The 1420-nt window shown below is 51.2% G+C and carries 1 rRNA gene; it reads left to right on the forward strand.

Going from position 1 to position 1420, the window contains the following annotated elements:
- Positions 1–1398: ribosomal RNA gene (locus tag AAEY62_RS19960) — 23S ribosomal RNA — on the forward strand; the annotation flags it as partial.
- Positions 1399–1420: the final 22 nt, after the last annotated feature.

A 1420-nucleotide genomic window follows, 5' to 3' on the forward strand; every position in this document is an offset into this window, starting at 1 on the left:
TAAACCTGAGACACGAGACGAGTCACTACGGTGATGAAGTTGCTGATGCCATACTTCCAGGAAAAGCCTCTAAGCTTCAGATTATATGGAATCGTACCCCAAACCGACACAGGTGGTCAGGTAGAGAATACTAAGGCGCTTGAGAGAACTCGGGTGAAGGAACTAGGCAAAATCGTACCGTAACTTCGGGAGAAGGTACGCTCCTATCTGTGATGAGACTTGCTCTCTAAGCGGACGGGAGCCGCAGTGACCAGGTGGCTGGGACTGTTTATTAAAAACACAGCACTGTGCAAAATCGCAAGATGACGTATACGGTGTGACACCTGCCCGGTGCCGGAAGGTTAATTGATGGGGTTATCCTTAGGGAGAAGCTCTTGATCGAAGCCCCGGTAAACGGCGGCCGTAACTATAACGGTCCTAAGGTAGCGAAATTCCTTGTCGGGTAAGTTCCGACCTGCACGAATGGTGTAACCATGGCCACGCTGTCTCCACCCGAGACTCAGTGAAATTGAAATCGCAGTGAAGATGCTGTGTACCCGCGGCTAGACGGAAAGACCCCGTGAACCTTTACTACAGCTTGGCACTGAACATTGAACCTACATGTGTAGGATAGGTGGGAGACTTTGAAGCAGCGACGCTAGTTGTTGTGGAGTCAACCTTGAAATACCACCCTTGTAGTTTTGATGTTCTAACGTTGGCCCCTGAATCGGGGTTACGGACAGTGCCTGGTGGGTAGTTTGACTGGGGCGGTCTCCTCCTAAAGAGTAACGGAGGAGCACGAAGGTTGGCTAAGTACGGTCGGACATCGTACGGTTAGTGTAATGGTAGAAGCCAGCTTAACTGCGAGACAGACACGTCGAGCAGGTACGAAAGTAGGTCATAGTGATCCGGTGGTTCTGAATGGAAGGGCCATCGCTCAACGGATAAAAGGTACTCCGGGGATAACAGGCTGATACCGCCCAAGAGTTCATATCGACGGCGGTGTTTGGCACCTCGATGTCGGCTCATCACATCCTGGGGCTGAAGTCGGTCCCAAGGGTATGGCTGTTCGCCATTTAAAGTGGTACGCGAGCTGGGTTTAGAACGTCGTGAGACAGTTCGGTCCCTATCTGCCGTGGGCGTTTGAGAATTGAGAGGGGTTGCTCCTAGTACGAGAGGACCGGAGTGAACGAACCGCTGGTGTTCGGGTTGTCATGCCAATGGCATTGCCCGGTAGCTACGTTCGGAACTGATAAGCGCTGAAAGCATCTAAGCGCGAAGCAGGCCTCGAGATGAGTTCTCACTAGACTTTTAAAGTCTCTGAAGGGCCGTTGAAGACTACAACGTTGATAGGCAAGATGTGGAAGTGGTGTGAGCCATTAAGCTAACTTGTACTAATTACCCGTGAGGCTTAACCATACAACGCCAAACGCGTTTTATG

This window comes from Pseudoalteromonas sp. GW168-MNA-CIBAN-0100 (assembly GCF_040309225.1).
Classification (GTDB): domain Bacteria; phylum Pseudomonadota; class Gammaproteobacteria; order Enterobacterales; family Alteromonadaceae; genus Pseudoalteromonas; species Pseudoalteromonas arctica.